The sequence below is a fragment of the Entomomonas sp. E7T21 genome (genome assembly GCF_058693955.1).
Genome location: NZ_CP191672.1, coordinates 2958947 through 2976818, shown reverse-complemented (window position 1 = coordinate 2976818; position 17872 = coordinate 2958947). Strand labels below are relative to the sequence as shown.

Here is a 17872-nt window from a genome sequence, read left to right as displayed (position 1 = left end):
TTTATTTATCCATCACAAGTTGTTGAAGTTGGGCATTAGAATTCACTTTATGATTTTTAGGGTGATAGTTGTGATGAAAGATCATATAACTTAACCATGCAAATAATAGAGCAAAAGTGATAGCTATTAATTCAACACTGGCTAGTTGCCAATTACCTTGAGTGATAGATTGAAATAATGAATCTTTAGTCGTTAGGGAATTAATAATAGGAATGGCTAAACAAGTTATAGTAGCTAATGCAAAAAGTTCATACCATGCTTTTTTATAGGGGCGGATAATACTATAGAGTAATGTGAGTCCCCATATAATGAAAAAAATATGTGCTTCCCATCTTTGACGGTGTTCTAGCATAGTAGGTAGTAAACGATTGGTTAACAGTACACTAGGTAATGCAACACATAAGCCAGCTATAGTTGTAACATTTAGTATTTGTACTAAACGATGGCTAAAAGGTTGTTTGTTAGGGGATGTTTTTTTCAATCTTGCTTGTTTTTTGATAAACCATAAAATTAAGCCACTGGCCGTCATAAAACAGCCTGCAATACCTGATAAAAAATATAGCCAACGTAATCCATAATTAGCAAAGTGACCACGATGAAGTGAGCTGAGCGTATTTTGAGTAGCTGCTGCTGGTCCATTGGCGTTGACTTCAGTAACTATTTCACCTTGGTTGTTAAAAACCAAACCCTTTGGATTGATAGTATTTGCAATATCAGTTGTTAGTACAATTTTACTATTGGTTTGATTGGGGCGGTAAATTGTTATAAAGCTAAGTTGTTGGTTTGGATATACTTTATTAAATTGCTCAAGCAGGGAGCTAATTGATGGCATAGACTGTTTAATACCACTGGCTCGCTCACCAAAGTCTGGGATATTAAATGCTTCTTGATATATTTTACCTCGCTGTTGTCCGTAGACTGCATCGTTACCCCATGGCATAAAGAAGCCAATTAAAATAATTAACCCACTAAAGGTTATCATTAAATGAAAAGGTAACGCTATTACGCCACTAATAATATGGCCGTCTAACCAAGAGCGCTGGCCTTTATGGGTACGTAGTACAAAGAAATCTTTAAATATTTTTTTATGCGTAATAATACCTGTGATAAGTGCAATTAACATGCAGAGTGTGACAACACAAATAATAATACGCCCTGTAAAAGGGGATAGATACCACAGTTGATAATGCATGCGGTAATAAAAATTACCTCCCACCGTTGCTCTTGGTTTAATAACATTACCTGTATTTGGATCAAATACTAAATTGCCTCGTTGTCTAGCGGCAAACCAATTAACTTTTAAGGTGGGATTACGGTCTGATGGTAAGGTAATGGCTAAAAAAGAAGCATCTTCTATTTTAGGCGAGAGTTGCCTAAAAACTCTTTCTAATATAACAGCTTGATTTTCATCTTTAGGTAATGATACTGAATGTAATTCGGGTTGCATCCAATAAGTAATTTCCTCTCGAAAAAAGCTAAGTGTTCCTGTAGCAAAGATCATAAACAATAGCCAACCTACTATTAGGCCAGACCATGTATGTAACCATGCTTGTGATTGTCTAAAACCCTCTTTCATTAAACACTACCTGCTTGATGAAGGCCATTAAATAACAAACATAATAGGGTGGGTAACAGTACACCTAACAATGCTTTCCAATTCTTATCAACACTAAATACCCAGCAAACAGCTATACAAAGAATAACTAGACATAATAAGTTAGCGGTTATGACTGCTTCTGACGGTGTAAATGGCAGATATAATGCAAGAAAAATATTGCTTGTAGCAGCTAATGCATAGCCTCCAGCAATAGCAATTAAACATCTAATGGCTACTGCTATACGATACTTTGTTAAGCTTTGTTGGTGTATTCTCATAGGTGATTAAAAATCTACATCAACTGAAAGCATGTAAGTACGAGGATTACCCATCGTTAGATAGTTCGCACCTGCATAACCGCCTACTGATGCCCAGTATTTGCGGTTTGCAATATTCTCTACTTTGCCTCTTAGGGTTATTTTTTGTTTACCTATATTCATTTGATAACGTGCACCTAAATCCATTCTTGTCCATGAAGGAACGTGTAATGTATTGGTTGCATTAACATATTGTTTATCGGTATACATCAGCTGACTATTAACAGCTAACCCTTCAACAAAAGGAATATCCCATTCAGCATTTAAATTAGCTCGATATTTAGGAACACCAATTGCCTTTTTATTTTTAGACGTATCATCCGCTACTTTAATTTGCTTGGCTTCTATATACGTAATACCACCTAATAATCTAACGCCTTCTACTGGCTCACCAAACAGCATTAACTCAACACCTCTATTACGCTGTTTGCCACCTGCTGTAAAATAGCTGTCTTTAACCATGCTAAAAGGTTTTTTGGTAGTGAAGAAAGATAAACTACCGCCTATATTGCCACCATCATATTTAACACCAAACTCAGTTTGTCTGGAACGGTAAGGCGCTAATGCCTCACCAGCATTAACAACTGGGGTACCACTACTAACTGAAGGGGCAACATCGCCCTTAGTTAAACCTTCAATATGGTTGGCGTATAAAGAAATTTCAGAGTTAAATTTGTACACTACACCATACATAGGTGTAGTAACGCTTTCATCATAAGATGAAGCTCTATCACCTGTATTATAGTTATAGCTCTTTACATTTAAGTTTTGACGACGAGCACCTACAGTAACCAAAAATTGATCATCAAAGAAACCTAATGTATCCACTATGGCTGTACTCATCATCTCTGTACGATCAGTAACATGGGGAGATGAAAGGTCACCACCAACAATAGAGTTATCTGTAGGCATACTACTTCCAATAGGATTATAGATATTACCTGTGATAGATGAGGATGACCAAGCATAAGCATTGCGGGAGCGTAAGTTATAACGATTGTGGGAGACAGCCCATTGATGGGAAATAGGGCCTGTCATAAAGTTACCCATCAATCCCATGTCTCCTGAAAATACAGTATCTTCACGACTGAAAGAGGAGCGTCTAGCCGTAAATGAACCATCTTCTTGGGCAGTTGGACCTGATAAAATACTGTGCTCAGTCCCTTTACGCATGCCCACTGCCGCCCAAGCTGTAACATTATCTAGTAAATCCCACTCTCCGCGGAAAGTACCGAATGTCTGGCGCTCCATAGAGTAAGTCCAAGGTTGTGCAAAGTTATCTTTGGTGTTCGGCACGCTGGGAACACCATTACCTGTTGGTGTTACACTAGGGCGAGGATCATCTAACCGTTGATCTTGATAACCAAAATCACTGGAAAGTCTAATATTATCAATTCGATAATCTAATCCTAGTGAAAATACATCAAGTTTACGATATTCATCTTCAATGCTGGTTTCACCTTTGTGGCGAGCGGCGTTTAACCTAATACCTAATTGTTGCTCATCACCAAAACGTCTACTAATGTCCGTAGCGGTATACCACTGACCACCATTCTCAATACCAGAGGATAATCTGGTTAATGGCTCATTACTTGCTCTTTTAGGTAATAAATTAATCGCACCACCAATACCACTTCCACCTGGCGCTGCTCCATTTAAGAAAGCATTAGCACCACGGAATACTTCAACTCTTTCTACCAGTTCAGTGGCTACATATTGGCGGGGTAAAATGCCGTATAGTCCGTTATACATCATATCGTCTGAATAAATAGGAAAACCACGTATTACATATACTTCTTGAAAGTTACCAAAGCCTCGCGCCACTTGTACGCTAGGATCATTACGTACCACATCAGCAATACTGCGTGCTTGTGTATCTTGAATCATTTTAGAGGTATAGGCAGTGCTTACAAATGAAGAATCCATCATATCTTGATTCCCCAAAATGCCCATACGAGCACCACGGGCTACTTGTCCACCTGAATAGGCTTCGCTTAAACCTCGAGAAGAAGCATCTGCACTAATTGTAAAAGTATCCATTTGTAAGGTATCTTCAGTTGTGTCTGTTGAGTTTTCTGATGGTGTTATCTGTTCTTCAGCTTTAACTATACTTCCCCATAAGAGAGGCTGAATAAGGATTGCTAATAGAATTCCTTTTCTTATAGGGCTATTTTGAAGCATAGCTACTGAATTGAGAATACAAGACATGCGAAGGGTAACCTTACCTTGAATTTTGAATGGTAATTAAAAAGCGCACATTCTAAATGATAAAAATTATTATTTGCAATAGGTATTGAGTATCATTTCGATAAAAATATTAATAGATTCATGCATTTTTATTTTTGCTAAGGCTAGCAAGGCATTTAAAGATAAATGATAGGTTGGTAATAATGATATATATGAGAGGAATAATAAGCCACTTTTAAAGTGGCTTATTAGTTATTACATAAAGGTGAAGATTTGTTCTTCTGGGAGACGAGACTTAGGTAATTTACTATTAAAGTCATCTGTAGCATGATAACCAAGGCTGGCTACAACTACACTAGAAAGCCCTTTTTCTTTTAAGCCTAATACTTCATCTAGTTTTTGTTGATCAAAGCCTTCAATAGGTGTTGAATCTATACCTAAGGTGGCCGCTGCTAACATTAAGTTACCTAAAGCAATATAAACTTGTTTGCTTTCCCAATTAAATAATTGCTCTGGTGAGTTATTATTCAGACCTACGAAGAAGTGACGACCGCCATCATTAGCTTTTTTAATCTCTTCATTAGCAAAGCGACCATCTTTATCTTCTTGATTTAAAATAGTTTGTAAGTGTTCTTCTGGCATTTGAGTTTTTGCGCAGAATACGACTACATGAGAAGCATCCGTAATACGTGGATGATTAAAATCACTAATGCCAGGTAGGATTTTTTGTTTGCCTTCTGTGCTATTAATCACAAAAAAATGCCAAGGTTGTGAGTTTACAGAAGAAGGACTATTACGTAGCACTGTAAGTAATTGTTTTACTTGATCTTCAGGGATTTTCTTACTACTATCATACTGTTTAGTCGTAAAGCGTTTTGCTGAGATTTCACCAATATTCAATTTTATCTCCTCATTGTGAGTGATATTAAATAGTTAAACCTAAATTATAACAGTCTAGAGATTACCTTTTTAGATTATTTAGAACTGAATATATTTCTATTAATGTAAAAAAAGATAATTCTTATGGACAAGATAGGCAATTATCATTGCTGTAATACTTCAAAAAATAAGGGATTAAATAACTGTAAAAAATTACAGAGATTACATTATTCAATTTAGGTTTGTTTATGGTTTTAATCGCTAATGATTAATAGAATGAAAGAGAGCGTTATAGTCTCTCTTTCATAATGGTGTGTATTAAATTTCTGAATAAATTTTGCCACCTTGTTGTTTAAACTCTGCAGATTTTTCCTGCATTTTCTGTTCTATTTCTGTTACAGCAATTGTTTCTTGTTTAGCTGCATAATCACGAACTTCTTGAGTGATTTTCATAGAGCAGAATTTAGGGCCGCACATTGAACAGAAATGAGCTACCTTAGCAGAGTCTTTGGGTAGTGTTTCATCATGAAAGCTTCTAGCAGTATCAGGATCTAACCCTAAATTAAACTGATCTTCCCAACGGAACTCAAAACGAGCTTTAGATAGTGCATTGTCTCTTATTTGTGCACCAGGATGACCTTTTGCTAAGTCAGCGGCATGTGCAGCAATTTTATAAGTGATAATACCTGTTTTTACATCTTCTTTATTGGGTAGTCCTAAGTGTTCTTTAGGGGTGACATAACAAAGCATAGCGCAACCATACCAACCAATCATCGCTGCACCAATACCAGAGGTAATATGATCATAAGCTGGCGCAATATCAGTAACTAGTGGACCCAAGGTATAAAAGGGTGCTTCATCACAACAGGCTAGTTGTTTATCCATATTTTCTTTAATTAAATGCATAGGAATATGGCCAGGGCCTTCGATAATGGTTTGTATATCGTGTTGCCATGCAATTTTGGTTAATTCGCCTAGTGTTTCTAGCTCACCAAATTGTGCTGCATCATTAGCATCCGCTACAGAGCCAGGGCGTAAACCATCACCTAAGGAGAAGCTAACATCATAGGCTTTCATAATCTCACAGATATCTTCAAAGTGTGTATGCAGGAAGTTCTCTTGATGGTGAGCAAGACACCATTTTGCCATAATAGAACCACCACGGGAGACAATACCTGTTAAACGTTTTGCTGTTAGCGGAATATGATGTAACCTTAAACCTGCATGGATTGTAAAGTAATCAACACCTTGTTCTGCTTGTTCAATTAAGGTGTCTCTAAATAATTCCCATGTTAAATCTTCTGCTATGCCGCCTACTTTTTCTAAAGCTTGATAGATTGGTACTGTACCAATAGGTACTGGGCTATTGCGAATAATCCACTCACGGGTCTCATGAATATATTTACCTGTGGAGAGATCCATAATGGTGTCTGCACCCCAACGAATCCCCCATGTTAGTTTGGCTACTTCTTCTTCAATGGAAGAGCCTAATGCACTATTACCAATATTGCCGTTAATTTTTACTAAAAAATTACGACCAATAATCATTGGTTCTAATTCAACATGGTTAATATTGGCGGGAATAATCGCTCTACCCCTAGCAATTTCTTGGCGAACAAATTCTGGAGTGATTTGTTTTGGTATGCTGGCACCAAAACTTTGTCCTGCATGTTGATTATTATAAACGCCTGCTTCTAATTGTTGTTGCAGTTTTAAATTTTCTCGAATAGCTACATACTCCATTTCATCGGTGATAATACCTTTTCGAGCATAGTGCATTTGAGTTACATTTTGGCCTGACTTAGCTTTTCTTGGTGTATGAGTTAGTCCAAAGCGCATAGCTTGTAACTCAGCATTGGCTAATCGTTGTTGACTAAATTGTGAGCTAAGGGAGGTCAGTTGCTCCGTATCTTGACGACGCTCTAGCCATGTTGAGCGAATATCCGCTAATCCTTTACGAATATCTATAGTAATATTGGGATCAGTATAGGGGCCTGAAGTATCATAAACAGTAACTGGTGGATTGTATTCATTACCTAGTGAAGTAGGTGTTTCAGCTACAGAGATTTCTCTCATAGGTACTTGAATATCTGCTTTTGAACCCTGTACATATATTTTTTGTGAGTTGGGAAAAGGTTGTACTGAGTTACTATCAACTTGAGCTGATTGACTTAAAGGGTTTAGAGATGTTTTTTGCATAATGGTCACCACCTATAGTTTATTGTTAATCACGGAGGTGAACCTGAAGAGTGAGCAAGGCATGTATACAAACCAATAGATTGAATAAATCCATATAGTTGTATTCACTTGTTCCCTACGCAGGTATTAACCTGATCAGGTTCAACGGGACAAGGCAACTGCCAATCTCAGCCATAAGGCGCCCCGACAAGAGTATTTATAAGTTTACAGACTTGAATTTATTAATCAATAGCTTTAGCTGTTATTGGATATTTGATTTTAGTAGTACTCATAGCGAAGTTAATTGATTAAGGTGTTGTAATGTTACATATAGGGTTACAATTTGTAAGATAGATTTTACCTATTAATACAATAAGTTATTAGCGCAATGATTAATATAATTAATAAATTAAATGTGTTAAGTTGTAAAAAACGTATAATTTAAGCATTAATATAGTGCTGGAAAGATTGGTATTTATGAACAAAATGACACAACAAAATACTGATAAGGCTTGGTATCAACTCGAAACGGAAGAAGTAGTCAAACGACTCAATACATCAAAACAAGGCTTAGCTATAAGTCAAGTCGATGATTTATTACAGGAGTACGGTAAAAATACTTTACCAGAAAAAAAATCTAAGCATCCACTACTGCGCTTTTTAGCTCATTTTAATGATACTTTAATTTATATTTTATTGGTGGCCGCTGTTATTACATCTGTTATGGGGCATTGGGTTGATACGGCTGTTATTCTTGGCGTGACCGTTATTAATGCATTGATTGGGTTTATTCAGGAAAATAGTGCTGAGCAGTCATTAAAAAGTATTCAAGGGATGTTATCTAATACCGCAACAGTGATTCGTGGCGGTGTTGTTCAAGAAATCGATGCAATGGAGTTAGTGCCTGGTGATATTGTCTCTTTAAAACCTGGTGTGAAAATTCCTGCTGATTTACGTTTAGTTGATGTGCATAACTTACAGGTTGAAGAAGCTATTTTGACAGGAGAGTCTATAGCGATAACTAAACAAACTGATCTTATAGAAAAAGAGTCCTTATTAGGCGATCAATTAAATATGGCTTTTTCTGGTACTACAGTCAGTGCCGGTACAGCTATAGGTATTGTTGTGGCAACAGGTAGTCATACTCAACTTGGTTTAATCAATCGCATGATGGATGAAACAACAAGTTTACGTACACCATTGTTACAGCAAATGGATCAGTTAGCGAGAAATATTCTTTATGCGATAGTAGGGCTTATTGCCATCCTTTTTGTTTTTGGTTATTTCCTACACGATATTTCATTAGGTGAATTGTTAATTGCGCTTATTAGCTTGGCGGTGGCTGCTGTTCCTGAGGGCTTACCTGCTATTATTTCGATTATTTTATCGATTGGTGTACAAAATATGGCACGTAAAAAGGCCATTATCCGCAAAATTCCTACAGTAGAAACTTTAGGTGCGATGACTGTTATCTGTTCTGATAAAACAGGTACGCTCACCATGAATGAAATGGTGGTGGAAAATATTATTTTAGCTGATGCCGAATATCAAGTAACAGGTAATGGCTATGAACCTGTGGGTGATATTTTTAATGAAGCATCATTGCAACAAGTTGATCTTAACCAAGACATTTTATTAAGTCGTTTTTTACAGGCTGCTCTGTTATGTAATGACAGTGAGCTTAATCAAGATAGCAGTGGGCAATGGCATATTATTGGTGGTCCAACAGAGGCAGCTTTAAAAGTATTAGCGATTAAATCAGGTATTGAAGTAGAGGATGAAAGGATTAGTAAAATACCTTTTGATTCATTATATAAATATATGTCTACCTGTAATCAAATAGATGATAAAACATTTATCTTTCTAACAGGGGCACCTGATGTATTGTTTAAATTGTGTGATAAACAATTAACAGCACATGGTACGGAAAGTTTTAATCAAGATTACTGGGATAAAGAAATAGCTATGTATGCCCGTAGAGGGTTGCGTATGTTAGGTGTAGCCTATAAAGAACAAGCAGAACCAGTGGTTAAGTTAGAACACAGTCATGTACAAGAAAGGATGGTATTTCTTGGTATTGCAGGAATTATGGATCCTCCTCGCTCTGAAGCTATTGAAGCAATTAGGCAATGTCAGAGCGCAGGTATAAAGGTCAAAATGATTACGGGTGACCATCCAGAAACAGCAATGGCTATTGGTTCAATGTTAAATATAGGTAATGGTAAGGATGTTATTACTGGACAAGAGCTAGAGCAAATAGACGATCAAGCTTTGATACCTGTTGCCAAACAGTATGACGTATTTGCCCGTACCAGCCCTGAGCATAAACTACGTTTAGTACGAGCATTGCAGGCCAGTCATGAGATAGTAGGCATGACAGGAGATGGAGTTAATGATGCGCCTGCACTTAAACAAGCCGAAGTTGGCATAGCTATGGGGATCAAGGGAACTACGGTTACTAAAGAAGCTGCTGATATGGTGCTGGCGGATGATAATTTTGCCACTATTGCTAACGCTGTTAAAGAAGGGCGGAGAGTATATGATAACCTTAAGAAAACAACCTATTTTATTTTACCAAGTAACCTTGCACAGGGATTAATTGTTGTTATAGCTATTATATTGGGGATGGGAATCCCATTAACACCTTTACAAATCTTATGGATGAATATGGCTACCTCCATAACACTATCATTTGGGTTGGCAGCTGAGTTGGCTGAGTCTAATGTCATGTCCCGTCCACCACGTAATGCTAAAGCTTCTATTTTGGATGGTTATGCAATTTGGCGAATCATTTTTGTGGGTATTTTATTGGCAACAAGTGCCTTTATTTTAGAAAGTTATTTGGCAAGTAAATATGATAATGTGAACCTTGTTCGTACCATAATTTTACAGACGTTGGTTGCAGGGCAGTGGGTATATATGTTTAATTGCCGTTTCCAAACAAAATTTCCTTTTGATAAGACTATTTTTCAAAATAAATGGCTTTGGGGAGCGACGGGTGCATTGATTGTATTGCAGCTGGCAATTACTTATTTACCCTTTATGAATCGGATTTTTTCAACAGAACCATTACCTCTATTATACTGGGGAATTATTTTGCTATTTAGTGTGGTGATTTTTATCATTATTGAACTGGAGAAGTTTATTATGAGTCGTTTTAAATCAAGATAATTTTATTACACATTATTAGCTAAGTATTTTTTATTTATTTAACTAGAGTATACTAAACCACCTTGTAATTTTTGCAGTTTTGAAGTGATTTATGCGTAATGATCTTAAAGATGAACCTATTGATGTACCAAGTTTAACGTTGGATGAACATGACCAGTTAGAGAATGCTGATCATGCCTCACGCGATAGAGCAAGGAGTACAAAGCTGTCTAGATTATCTAATAGAACTGTTGTTTATATGCTGTTGTTTTTGTTTGTTGTCTATTCTATAGGCATGGTTGTATTGTTTTGGGTGTTTAAACAAGCAGCCGATGATGTGCGATACCAATTAGATGAGAAAACACATACAACATCTGCAATTACAGAAAATAATACGGGTCGATTACAGGCTATTACAGAACAAGTGAATAATCAACAAACAGTGACTAAAAATCAGCTTGAAAATATTCGTGCGCAAAATAAACAATTAGTTAATCAATTAAATCGGATTTTAGAAGCACAACAGACAATTACCACTAAACAAGAGGCTCAAGAAAAACGTTTAGCTAAATTAGAAGAGCAATTAGCTGTGTTAGGTAAGGCTACTAATCAAACAGAGCAAGTAAAGCAACTACAAAATGAAATAGCTGAGCTTAAAAAGATACAACCAGCTATCATTAGTTTAAGCAGTGATGTTGATGGACTGAAAAAACAAAATGTATCGCAAACACTGAAAAGTGTGCAGGATGATTTGTTATTATTACGTAGTCAGTTAGATAATGTTTCTACTAATAACGATAGTAAACAGCAATTAGAAGCATTACAAAATAAAGTAGATAGCCAGCTACAAAAAATGCAACAACAGCTTGATAATCGTTCCCCTTATTAAATGACAGAATATCCTCATGCGGTAGCTAAATTACGTGCTATTCGGCAAGCAAGTAGTACACGTCCTTTTTTAGCAAGGGGACATCAGGTTAAGCGTTGTGAGCGTTGTAGACTTGATGAAAACTACTGTATTTGTAATTGGCAGCCTAAAGTTAATACATCAGTAGGTGTTTGTTTATTGATGTATGATAGTGAACCATTTAAACCCAGTAATACAGGTTGGTTAATTGCTGATATTGTAAAAGATACACATGCTTTTAGTTGGACTAGGGTAGGTGATATGCAGGCAGTTAAAGACTTACTGAAAGATGATAGTTGGCAGCCTTATATTGTGTTTCCTGGTGAGTATGCACAATCAGAGCGAGTTAATCATCAGCTAATAAAAACAACAAAAAAACCATTATTTATTTTATTAGATGGTACTTGGCCCGAAGCTAGGAAAATGTTTCGTAAAAGCCCTTATTTGGATAGTTTGCCTGTATTGAGTTTAACGCCTGAACAATACTCACGTTATCAATTACGACGCTCTACTAATAACATGCATTTATGTACCGCAGAGGTGGCTGCACTTTGTTTGGAGTTAGCCGATGAAAATCTAGCAGCTTCAGCACTAAATACATGGTTGGACCTTTTTACGCAACATTATCTGGCAGCCCGAGAGTGCCGAAAAGTTAATGTAGATGATGTATTACATCAGCAAGCATTAACATATCAAATGGATCTTTAGTTATTAACTGGTAATGATGGTTGTTTTTTTGTTGGCCAGATTTGCGCAATAATAATTCCTACAAACATAAACATACATCCAATATAGCCTCGTGTTGTTAGTGATTCGTCTAAGAATATAGCGCCACAAATAGCAGCAAATACCGCTTCTAATGATAAAATAACAGCCGCATGTGAGGGAACAGCATCTTTCTGAGCAATGAGTTGTAATGTAAAACTAATAGCCACCGAAACAATCCCTGTAAAGAAAATAGCCAGTAGTGCTGGTTGAGCAAAGCTGATTTGTAGTCCTTCTAATGGCGCTGCTAGTAATAAACTAAGTATCGAGCAGACTAAACATTGCATAAAAGCCACTGCGATAGGATCATAACGACTTACTAGAAAACCAGCGCTTAGTACATGAAGCCCCCATGCAAATGCACTGATTAGGGTAATTAAATCCCCAAAACTGATGGTAAGGTGATCTGTTAATGTAAGAAGAGCCATGCCAATAACGGCTAATACGGCACCAATCCATGTACCTAATCCAGTTCTTTGACCAATGATTAAACCAAGGATAGGAACCAGAATGACATAAAGGCCAGTAATAAATCCAGAGTTAGTAATAGTAGTGTATTTAATACCTATCTGTTGTAAGTTGATGCCTATAGTTAATATAATTCCTAATACGATGCCACCTGCGATAGTCCTTTTAGAAAATATTTGTAATAAAGTAAGTTTATTTTTTCTTAAATAAAAGAAGATAATAGGCAGTAGTGCAAAAGTGCCTAATAGAAAACGTACTCCTGAAAAGGTAAGCGCGCCCATGTAGTTCATTGCGACATTTTGTCCGAGGAACGTGCTTCCCCAGATCATGGCAGTGATTAACATTAGAATGTTGGCACGGATTATAGCAGTTTGCATGATGTTCCATTGATACAAAAACCAATAACTTTGCCTGAAAATATGATGATTCGCTAGTGTTATTTGAGAAAATATAGTTAAATTGTATAGTCAGTAATCATAATTAAAATATAGGAAGATAGCACGTGAATAAATATGATATCTTAATTGCAGATGATCATCCGCTGTTTAGAAATGCCCTTCGTCATACACTAGTGTTAGGCTTGGGCTCTGATACTAAATTGGTGGAAGTGGATACTATTTCTAATTTAGAAAAAAGTTTAACGGATAAGTCGGATTGGGATTTAGTGTTACTCGATCTAAATATGCCAGGTGCTTATGGTTTTTCTGGATTGGTATTGTTGCGTGGCCAATATCCTAAAATCCCTGTAGTTATTATTTCTGCCCAAGAAGAACCTTCTATTGTTAACCGCTCTAGAGAGTTTGGTGCAGTTGGCTTTATTCCTAAATCTAGCCCTTTAGAAACTATTCAAAAGGCAATTCAACAAGTATTAGATGGTGACACATGGTGGCCTTACCCTGAAAATACTGATGATGGTATGGAAGAGGAAGCTAAAGAAACTAGTGCGAAACTAGCTAGTTTAACTCCTCAGCAGTTTAGAGTATTAACGATGGTGTGTGATGGCTTGTTGAATAAGCAAATTGCTTATGACCTAGATGTATCAGAAGCAACAGTTAAAGCACATATTACAGCCATATTTCGTAAGTTGGGAGTGCGTACACGTACTCAGGCAGCTTTATTATTACAACATATGGAATCGTTAGCACAATCTAAATAAGAATGTGTATTTGTGGTCATCTTTTGGATTAAGCGATAGAGAAAGATGAACCACAACCACAGGTTGTAACTGCATGTGGATTATTTTTTACTACAAAGCGAGAGCCTTGTAGGCCTTCTTCATAGTCAATTTCTGCACCTGATAGGTATTGAAAACTCATAGGGTCAATAACAAGATTTACGCCATTTCGTTCTATTAGAGTATCATCTTCAGCTGTTTCTTCATCAAAAGTAAAACCATATTCAAAGCCAGAACAACCACCACCTGTTACAAAAACACGTAATTTAAGGCGAGCGTTACCTTCTTCCTCGACTAAAGATTTTACTTTTTTAGCAGCACTTTCAGTGAATTGAATAGAACTAGGAGTAAATGTTTCGATACTCATTTTTTGATGTCTCCATGGTATTTTTTAGATAATAAAAATACCAATATAAATAAAATACCTAATTATTATCTTATTAACCAACTGAAACAGTCAATTATTATTTAATGACAAACTATTAACTGTTTGGGTCTTCGATGTCTTTAATCGGAAGTGGTTGTACTGTCCAATCAAAAGTATAGGTAGTCGGTTTGGTTTCATCAGCTAAATAGGCAGTTATTTTAACGCTTTTAGGTATAAAATTCTCTGGTAAAGTCATCTCACCAAATTGATTGCTTTCAGGAATCATGGCCATATATCTAAAAGAGAACGGGATATTATCTTTTTTATGCTCTGTTGTTGTGGTAACTGCTGCTAATGATATTGTGTGGGGTTGGTTATTGGTGGATCCAACAATAGCAATATGTAATGAGCCTTTTAGCAGTATATTGGCTTGATCAAGGCGTGTTAAAACTAACTTATAGCGAAAAGTATAAGGTTGTTCAGTAGCCTGAATAATTAAATCTCTAAATACTAATGGATCAGTAATTTTTTGTTTTGAGATAATGGCTTTATAAGAAATAATATCTTTTTGCTGCTGATAAATTTGTTGTTCTAACTGTAGGATAGTTTGACGAGTTTGGTCAAGCGTTTGAGTGTTTATTTTATTGGTATTTTCTGCCATGGATAGGCGAGTTTTGGTACTTTTCAACTGTACTTCTAACAATTTATATTGTTTTACTGAGTCAGTATTTGCATTGCTAGAAGCACTGTTAGCAACTAATTTCCCTGTATAGTAACTGGCTACAATGATTAACAGAGTAACAACGATAATTGAAGAAAGCTGTAGCCCAAACCAAAGTTGGTTTGGGTTGGATGGTGAGGTATTGTTATTCATAGTTATGGCATTAATGCTGTGTTCGTTAGTCCCAATGTTTCGTCTAAACCAAATAGGATGTTCATATTTTGAATGGCTTGTCCTGAAGCACCTTTAACGAGGTTATCAATAACTGATAAGATAACAACTAAATCACTATTTTGTGGGCGATGGACTGCAATTCGACAAACATTAGCACCTTTTACACTACGTGTTTGAGGATGACTACCTGCTGGTAAAATATCCACAAAAGGTTCATTGGCAAAACGTTGTTCATAGAGTTTCTGTAAGTCGGTAAAATGGTCTTTTACTTTTACATAAAGGGTTGCGTGAATACCTCTAATCATAGGGGTTAAGTGTGGGACAAAGGTAAGATTAATAGGTTGTTGAGCGGCTATTTCTAGCCCTTGTTTTATTTCAGGTAAATGGCGATGTCCACTCACACTATAAGCCATCATATTTTCAGTAGCTTCACAAAATAATGAACCTATTTTGGAGGCACGTCCAGCACCACTAACACCAGACTTGCAGTCAGCAATAAGTTGTGAAGTATCTGCTATGCCTTCTTCTAATAGTGGCAAAAATCCCAATTGTGTGGCTGTAGGATAACAACCTGGCACCGCGATTAAACGAGCAGTTTTAATTTGTTCACGATTAACTTCTGGTAAACCATAAACAGCTTCCTTCACTAGAGTAGGCGCACCATGTGGTTGACCGTACCATTTTTCCCATTCTGTAATATCTTTGATACGAAAGTCAGCAGATAAATCAATGACCTTGGTTCCTGCTTCTAACAATTCACCTGCTAAAGAGTGGGCCACTCCATGAGGGGTAGCAAAGAAAACCACATCACAAGCAGCTAGTTTTTGTGTATCAGGTACTGTAAAAGTAAGGTCGCTATAATAGTCTCGTAGGTTAGGATACATATCTGCTACATGTACACCTTCTTCAGAGCGAGAAGTAATAGCTACTACTTCAGCTTCTGGATGGGCAGCAAGTAAGCGTAGCAGTTCTACACCTGTATAGCCTGTTCCTCCAATAATACCTATTTTTAACATAACGCTTTACCCTTGATATGTGTAAATCAACATTATAAGTAATCAATAATAAAGCCAGAAGATTAAACAAACAATAGTATCTGTGAATTATCTTGATTATACTTGCAACCTAATAAAGCGATTTATCACAATAAGTTAGTTGATTAATAACATTATTTGTTATTTTGTAAGGCTTAACTTATGGTTTATGAGTGTTTGCAGGAGAAAGTTATTTTGACATTTAGAAAGGATTTATTAGTTACTTTGTTATTAATTACAGTAGCTCCTTTTTGTGTATTTATCCATTTTGCACCTTTGGGTGATTTTTGGCCATTTTTTATTGCTTGTGTTGCAGTTGTAATTTGCGCAGTATTCACATTAGGGGTTAATAACTTTAAGCAAAGTAGTTTGCTGGTTTCTCCTTTAATAGGTTGTTTAGTTGGGTTTTTTGCTATTCTTTGTTTGTTAACAGTAGTACAAAACACTAGTTTGCCAGATAAGGTCACTTTAATTGTTTATAGTGTGGTTGTTATTCTAGCAGCACTATTAGCTATTCAATTAGCTCAGAAAAGTGAAACACAATATTATGACTATTTAGCTTTTATATTGTTTATAGGCGGAATAGTTGAAGCATTAGGTGCTATCGTCATTCAATATCGTTTAGCAGGTATTGATTATTGGATGGTTCCTATGAGCGATCGTCTTATAGGTTTTATTGCTCAATCAAATCAATTAGCTATTTATATGATGGTAGCTTTTTTAGCACTTTGCTATTTAGCTTTCCGTAATATTTTACATATTGTAGTTGTGGTTATTTTTGCTTTATTGTTTGGTTTTGTATTGCTAGGTAGTGGTTCTAGGGCCGTATTAGTTTATCTAGTAATGGCATCAATAGTTGCTGGATTTTGTTTATTTAAAACGAGAGATAAAACTTACTTAAAGTTTGTTGTTTGTTTGGTTGCTCTTATTATAGGTGCTTTAATCTATTATTTTTTACCTACTATTCTACAACTATTTACTGATGATACTACGCAAGTTGCAACCACTAATATAGTTAGTTCCTTAAATCGTTCAGCGGCTAGTGAATCATTTCGATTATCTGAAATAAGCAAAGCATTTGCCATTGTTAAAGAGTCACCCTTGATAGGTGTGGGATTTGGTAATTATGCTGTTCATGGTTTTTGGGTTGGGGTGAATGATCCTAATTACACTATTATTGGTGACCTAACATTACATAGCCATAATCTATTTACGCAAATAATGGCTGAGTTTGGTTTAATAGGTTTGTTAGCATTATTAGCCTTATTGGCTTATATCACTGTTTGTTTTTGGAAAGCGCCTAAAACTTTACAATGGTGGTTAGTGCTCACAATATTCTTAGTGTATTTTATTAACTCTATGCTAGAGTATGTAATGTGGCGTATGCACTTTGTGCCATTAATTATTTTGGTATTAGTACCTTTATTATCAAAAAACATAAAGTTATTTATACCTAAAGTAATCAGTGGTGTATTCTGGATAATAGTTGCAGGGGTATTTATAGTTATAGCTAATAGCTCATTAGATACTTATGCAAAAAGCTTTTTTTACGATAATAATGTAGCTGTATTTGATAAAGGTGATTATAACAAATTTAAATCTGCTACAAGGGATTTGCTCTGGGGACGTGAGGTTCAACTACAAGAGTTTGTTAATTTGTCGCCTACAGTTGTCGATTTTGCTTATCAGCAAAGAGTAACTGATGAAATGTTAGCATGGCGCCCTTATGCACCAGTTATTGCAAATAAAATACAGTTGTCTTTATTATCTGGACAGGTAGGTGACTTGGATAAGCTATCACATGCATTAACTAGGGCTTATCCTACTATGGTACCAATGGTGTGCAATTATTTTAAAGATTTTAATAACATACCGAGTCTTCAAGGATTACGTATTGTCAAAAAAGAATTAAATTGTAGAAAGTTATCCTTATCAAAATAATAAGTATGTTGGT

At 36.1% G+C, this 17872-nt stretch carries 14 protein-coding genes and 1 riboswitch; of the genes, 5 read left to right on the top strand and 9 right to left on the bottom strand.

The features are described from left to right. Position 1: 1 nt before the first annotated feature. The 5 genes from ACQVD9_RS14080 to thiC form a co-directional block, all read right to left on the bottom strand. Positions 2 to 1576 carry a PepSY-associated TM helix domain-containing protein gene (locus ACQVD9_RS14080; RefSeq protein WP_264746566.1) on the bottom strand — a complete coding sequence of 525 codons (1575 nt, stop codon included), beginning with the start codon at positions 1574 to 1576 and terminating at the stop codon, positions 2 to 4. Next, a complete protein-coding gene (locus ACQVD9_RS14075; RefSeq protein WP_264746565.1) occupies positions 1576 to 1875 on the bottom strand; it encodes a hypothetical protein in 300 nt (99 codons plus the stop codon). Before ACQVD9_RS14075 ends, ACQVD9_RS14080 begins: the two co-directional genes overlap by 1 nt. Positions 1876 to 1881: 6 nt before the next feature. Next, positions 1882 to 4122 carry a TonB-dependent receptor gene (locus tag ACQVD9_RS14070; protein WP_264746564.1) on the bottom strand — a complete coding sequence of 747 codons (2241 nt, stop codon included), beginning with the start codon at positions 4120 to 4122 and terminating at the stop codon, positions 1882 to 1884. Positions 4123 to 4356: 234 nt separating this feature from the next. Further along, positions 4357 to 5001, bottom strand: a complete 645-nt coding sequence (gene nfsB / locus ACQVD9_RS14065) for an oxygen-insensitive NAD(P)H nitroreductase (protein ID WP_264746563.1) — start codon at positions 4999 to 5001, stop codon at positions 4357 to 4359. 297 nt (positions 5002 to 5298) lie between these two features. Then, on the bottom strand, positions 5299 to 7179 hold the full coding sequence (gene thiC, locus ACQVD9_RS14060; RefSeq protein ID WP_413774166.1) for a phosphomethylpyrimidine synthase ThiC: 1881 nt from the start codon (positions 7177 to 7179) through the stop codon (positions 5299 to 5301). A gap of 95 nt (positions 7180 to 7274) precedes the next feature. Continuing rightward, positions 7275 to 7375: riboswitch (TPP riboswitch) on the bottom strand. 260 nt (positions 7376 to 7635) lie between these two features. On the opposite strand from thiC, the gene ACQVD9_RS14055 reads away from it, so the two are divergent. The 3 genes from ACQVD9_RS14055 to ACQVD9_RS14045 all read left to right on the top strand — a co-directional run bounded on the left by ACQVD9_RS14055 (position 7636) and on the right by ACQVD9_RS14045 (position 11923). Beyond that, complete coding sequence (locus ACQVD9_RS14055; protein WP_264746561.1) at positions 7636 to 10329, top strand: cation-transporting P-type ATPase; 2694 nt, start codon at positions 7636 to 7638, stop codon at positions 10327 to 10329. Positions 10330 to 10420: 91 nt separating this feature from the next. Continuing rightward, the gene (locus ACQVD9_RS14050) at positions 10421 to 11197 is read left to right on the top strand and encodes a hypothetical protein (protein ID WP_264746560.1); all 777 of its coding nucleotides are present in this window, start codon (positions 10421 to 10423) and stop codon (positions 11195 to 11197) included. After that, positions 11198 to 11923, top strand: coding sequence for a tRNA-uridine aminocarboxypropyltransferase (locus ACQVD9_RS14045; protein ID WP_264746559.1), 726 nt, complete (start codon positions 11198 to 11200; stop codon positions 11921 to 11923). Here the strand turns inward: ACQVD9_RS14045 and ACQVD9_RS14040 are convergent. Continuing rightward, entirely contained in the window at positions 11920 to 12825 is a 906-nt protein-coding gene (locus tag ACQVD9_RS14040) for a DMT family transporter (protein ID WP_264746558.1), read from the bottom strand. The two genes, ACQVD9_RS14045 and ACQVD9_RS14040, sit on opposite strands and share 4 nt — an antisense overlap. Positions 12826 to 12950: 125 nt before the next feature. Between ACQVD9_RS14040 and ACQVD9_RS14035 the strand changes: the two genes are divergently transcribed. Further along, positions 12951 to 13604 carry a response regulator gene (locus tag ACQVD9_RS14035; protein ID WP_201093878.1) on the top strand — a complete coding sequence of 218 codons (654 nt, stop codon included), beginning with the start codon at positions 12951 to 12953 and terminating at the stop codon, positions 13602 to 13604. Positions 13605 to 13632: 28 nt separating this feature from the next. Here the strand turns inward: ACQVD9_RS14035 and erpA are convergent, their stop codons facing one another. The 3 genes from erpA to argC all read right to left on the bottom strand — a co-directional run bounded on the left by erpA (position 13633) and on the right by argC (position 15900). Beyond that, positions 13633 to 13989 (bottom strand): iron-sulfur cluster insertion protein ErpA, encoded by a 357-nt coding sequence (gene erpA, locus ACQVD9_RS14030; RefSeq protein ID WP_264746557.1) that lies wholly within the window; start codon positions 13987 to 13989, stop codon positions 13633 to 13635. A 115-nt stretch (positions 13990 to 14104) separates the two neighbouring features. Beyond that, positions 14105 to 14863, bottom strand: a complete 759-nt coding sequence (locus ACQVD9_RS14025) for a DUF6776 family protein (protein ID WP_264746556.1) — start codon at positions 14861 to 14863, stop codon at positions 14105 to 14107. A 2-nt stretch (positions 14864 to 14865) separates the two neighbouring features. After that, entirely contained in the window at positions 14866 to 15900 is a 1035-nt protein-coding gene (gene argC, locus ACQVD9_RS14020) for an N-acetyl-gamma-glutamyl-phosphate reductase (protein ID WP_264746555.1), read from the bottom strand. A gap of 213 nt (positions 15901 to 16113) precedes the next feature. Here argC and ACQVD9_RS14015 point away from each other — a divergent pair, with 213 nt between their 5' ends. Further along, positions 16114 to 17859 (top strand): O-antigen ligase family protein, encoded by a 1746-nt coding sequence (locus ACQVD9_RS14015; protein WP_264746554.1) that lies wholly within the window; start codon positions 16114 to 16116, stop codon positions 17857 to 17859. Positions 17860 to 17872 lie beyond the last annotated feature (13 nt).